Raw genomic sequence first — 4,283 nt, forward strand, 5'->3', positions numbered from 1 at the left:
TAATACTTGTAATGCTTATGCAGCACGGTTTATAGCTTTTCTTAGTGCCATTCGGTGCTGAGGTTTTGACGATAGTCTTTTTCTGTTTCCGTCTCCTTGACATCCAGTTCTTTCAACTGATTTTGGATGTCTGCAATTTTTTCCAAATTCTCTAGGTATTCCTGTTCTGCCTTGAGAGCTTCGTCACCGGAAATCGCTCCTTCTTTTTTGAATAGCTGCTTGCGAATTTCCATTCTCTGCAAGAAAACGGCAGTCAACGCTTGGGCTTGCCGTAAACGTTCTTGCAAGCCTTGGCGTTGCTGTCCAATAGAGGTATTGCCTTTGGTTTTCAGCAGAGGTGTTATAGCTTGCAGTTCTAGTATACGTTGTTGGAGATAATAACGTTGTTGTTGTTGCGATCGCAGTTCCTGTTCCAGCCGCAATCCTTGCAGTGAACCAACCGCTTTATCTTGTGATTCTAGTTCAGTCAGTTTAGCTCGTTGCTGTTGCAATTGTTTGCGGAGTTCAGCTTGGTCAATGGTTGCTAATACTTGTCCTTTTTTAATCACATCTCCAACTTTGATATTGAGAACCATTAATTGCCCTGCGCTTTTTGATTGCAACGGCACAACATTGCTTGGGTAAATCAGTACGCCTCGACCCTCGACGGTGATAGGAATGCGTCCATAAATACTCCAGATAACAGCTACTCCCACAATCGAACCCAAGGCAACAAGAGGTAGCCAGCTTTTGGGGCTGACCACCTGCATTAACTGGTCTAGTCTTTCAGGAGAAGAGAGACGCTCTAGGGATTCTTTGCGGAATAGGCTGTGCTTTTGATCTAACATTTTTCGTTAAGTTGACAATACCTTCTCAGGCTTAGGATTGTTGAATGTGTCTGACTGCTGTATCACCTCAGTGTTGACACTATTGCAAAGTAAATAATAAAATTTTCGTGGTAAATATTCCCAAGTAGCCGCTTTCTTGGCAACTTCCTGCTCCACCAACTTAGAATCTGGCAAATCAAGCTCATTGCATAAGGCGACTAAATCAATGACGGTTGCGTACCAAAGCAATGGTGAATCAGTCCACTCTCGACAGATTTGCTGGAAGGCTTGCCATGTAGGATGAATCAAAAATGATTTTGATAGAGTTAGAGTAGTGGGTAACAAATCGACTCCAAAATCCACTCTAGACTGCTCAACCCCTAGTCGGCACTCAAGTATGGTAGGAGATAAGGGGGGTAAGATTTTAGTTAAAGAGCGAATGTGTGATAATCCTTCGAGGGAAACTAACTCAGAACTAAGGTAAGGAATAACAACTTTAAGGTAATCATCTAGTGTACAGTTCATTAATTATCCTCCTTTGGTTAGAAGAGCCACTCAAATTCTCTAGTGCAATTTCAACAGCTTTTAAACAAGTTTGTTGGTAAATTTCCAGTGCATAGTGAAGCCAGTTGGCGATAAGAGTTAGGATTGGCAAAAAGGGCATACTGAACTCCACCTCAGTATAGAAACCACCTTTTTGGAAATTCTTAAAAACCTCATAAGCAAGAAGTTTTTAGTCAACCAATATTTATCCCTAGTCAATTGGCAACAAGCTTTTTTGTTCTACGGCAGACCAACAAGGGGACAGCCTAGTGTATCAAAGTCAAGGGTTTCAATTCCACGTACCCAAGGAGCAAGACGACCAGGGATTAACTTAAGTGTGCCATCTGGCTGTAAAGTAGCAATCTTATTTCGCTCATCGTAAAGAGCTACCGTACACTTGCCGACATCACCATTAGAGCGAATTAATAGGGAGTTGGGTCGTGATGCATAACAGACGTAATCATTTGGCTCACAAAGATTTTGTGGTGATTCAAGATGTTCGCCAAACAACTTAGTTTGTAGAGATTTGACAGCTTCCTCTTTCTCTACCCCTGAAAATATCTTAATTGACGCGTCATTAGGACTGCCAAGATGTGAAATTGGTCTGAAGACAATAGAAAACCTCGAATCAGGAAGAAATTCTCTTCTGATATCCTCAATTAGTGGGTCGAGGAGTTTAAAGGTATCGACGGTAAAGTGGATACGTAGCAAGATAGAAACTGGTAATGAGCTATCACGGATTGCTAGTAAATTAGTCCAAATGCGGTCATAAGTGCTGCTACCATCTGCACGAACTCTACTTTTGTCATGTACCTCACGAGGCCCATCTAAAGAAATTTGATACTCTTGTACTCCAGCATTTGCTAAAGCGGTAACTGTCTTGTAATCTAACAAGTATGCATTTGTCGTCATACTACCCCAATAATTTAACTGAGGATACCTGTAAACTAACGCTTTTGCATACTCAGAAATTTCCAAAACAACATCTTTGGCAACAAGAGGTTCACCACCAAACCAGTCAATATTTAGATACTTTAAATCAGCACATCGCCTTTCGAGTAAGGCTTTGATTCCAATAATTGTCTTTTTATTCATTCGTCCTGCTGCAAATTCCTCATAACAGTAAGTGCAACGAAAGTTACATTTTTCTGTAGGTAGGATAATGAGATGAAAAAACTGGTTCGATATGCCTATTTTGTTTAACTTGATATTTTGTAAATTTGCAGAGGAAAATTTGCCAATTTCGTTAATACTTAAACCTTCAGTAAGAGAAGCTAGAAAATTGGTTGTAGTTGTCGTTAAGTTCATCATTTAATCCTTGAAATACATTATTTTACTTTTTGTTTAATGAAATTTTGTACTTTTAATGCAATATTTGATTATCCAGATTTAAATATATTAATCATTTTTTAAATAAATCCTTAAAAAAAATAATGATTACAAAACCATAGATAAGCTTTCTAGTAATCAATAGTTTACCTGTGTAATTAGTGTTATTTTGAATTATACAGTTGTGGCTCCTCATCTAAAACTCTTTATTAAATAAGAAGTTAAGAAAGTAGTTGGACAAAATAGATTACACGATGTTATTGCAAATGGAGCAAAGCGGAATGAAGCCATTCGCTTGCGCCTGGGATGGATTCGCTTGCAATAACTGTAAATATTTTGTCCATCTACTTGCAATGCCTTGGCAACCTCTATAAGTCTTAACTTTTGCTACTTGTTAACCTACGGATTAATAAGCATTTTGAAGGCTTGTTAAAGGCTTTTTGCCTAATCTGAGTTAAACAATATTTGGTCTTGTTGACCCTCTTATTAAAAAGGTTTAAATGTTAGCCCAGATTGCGCCTAACACTTCCAAACGTTTTCAATTAGAGATCCTCCAGCAACTGATTCTAGTTCTGCCTCAGACAATTCTGCTGTTTCGCTTGGCTGAACGGGTAGCACTAAGTACAAAGTACTGGGGCTTTCTTCAACAACCCTAACTTCAATACTCTCAGGTAGAGCGATGCCTTCCTTTTCAAAAGCAGCTCGAGGGTTGCTGATTAACTTTTGCTTGAAAGATGCATCTTGCCAAGCACGAGCAATAAGTTTTTCTTTTATTTCTTGTCTTGTCATTGCTGTACTCATTTTTGATTCCTCCGTTGTTGTTTAAATCAACTTTATAAATAATAAGAGCTAAATAATTAATTCTCAATGCACAATTTTTAGGTGGCGGATCACATTTTTTTGGAGTAGAGTTATTAATTGATTTAGTTTTTTTAATTTAATTTGTTTATGAGTTTTACATTTAAATGTAAAATTGAACGTCGTATTTAACAACGCTCAGAGGAGGTACAGCTATTTTTAAAGCAAATTATAGCCTTAAAGTTTATACATATACATTTCTTAAGCGTCCCAACATCCAATCAAATCTTTTTCCTACCAGTCCGATTTGATCTAAAGTACTGGTGTTTAGTTCTTCCTCATATTCCTTTCAGCTAACGGTAAACCTTTGCTAAAAACACGTCTAGCATAACCAAGGCGGCTGTGTAGTCCTTGCAATCTGCTGGAAAGTAAAGTAGCGATCACACTTGATAAAAACGAGACGCAAATCCTATATCCTGCTGTAACTTTAGCAAATCAACTTACTCTTAACCTCTCCAACATCCAATCAAACCTTTTACCTGCGATCGCCACACCATCTAAAACGCTATAATTCAATTCATGCTCATATTCCATATTTTCAGTTAACGGTAAATCTTTGCTATAAACCCGCCTACCATAACCAAGGCGGCTGTGTAGTCCTTGCAATCTACTGGAAAGCAAAGTAGCGATCGCTTGATAAAAACAAGATGCAAATCCTATATCCTGCTCTAACTTTAGCAATTCAACTTACTCTTAAGGGACTTCCAAGGAATAAAATCACCAAGTACAATAATGATAATCATTGTT

At 38.2% G+C, this 4,283-nt stretch carries 5 protein-coding genes; all 5 read right to left on the reverse strand.

What is annotated here, in order from left to right; genetic code table 11:
* Positions 1–41 precede the first annotated feature (41 nt).
* Positions 42–827, reverse strand: a complete 786-nt coding sequence (locus ACFFAP_RS36515; protein WP_375515783.1) for an NHLP bacteriocin system secretion protein — start codon at positions 825–827, stop codon at positions 42–44.
* Positions 828–833: 6 nt separating this feature from the next.
* Positions 834–1,331, reverse strand: coding sequence for a hypothetical protein (locus tag ACFFAP_RS36520; RefSeq protein ID WP_375515784.1), 498 nt, complete (start codon positions 1,329–1,331; stop codon positions 834–836).
* A 258-nt stretch (positions 1,332–1,589) separates the two neighbouring features.
* Entirely contained in the window at positions 1,590–2,660 is a 1,071-nt protein-coding gene (locus ACFFAP_RS36525) for a radical SAM protein (RefSeq protein WP_375515785.1), read from the reverse strand.
* Positions 2,661–3,197: 537 nt separating this feature from the next.
* Positions 3,198–3,479 carry an NHLP leader peptide family RiPP precursor gene (locus ACFFAP_RS36530; RefSeq protein ID WP_375515786.1) on the reverse strand — a complete coding sequence of 94 codons (282 nt, stop codon included), beginning with the start codon at positions 3,477–3,479 and terminating at the stop codon, positions 3,198–3,200.
* A gap of 492 nt (positions 3,480–3,971) precedes the next feature.
* A complete protein-coding gene (locus tag ACFFAP_RS36535; RefSeq protein WP_375515787.1) occupies positions 3,972–4,217 on the reverse strand; it encodes a hypothetical protein in 246 nt (81 codons plus the stop codon).
* Positions 4,218–4,283: the final 66 nt, after the last annotated feature.

The organism is uncultured Nostoc sp. (assembly GCF_964245575.1).
In the GTDB taxonomy this organism is placed as follows: Bacteria; Cyanobacteriota; Cyanobacteriia; order Cyanobacteriales; family Nostocaceae; genus Nostoc.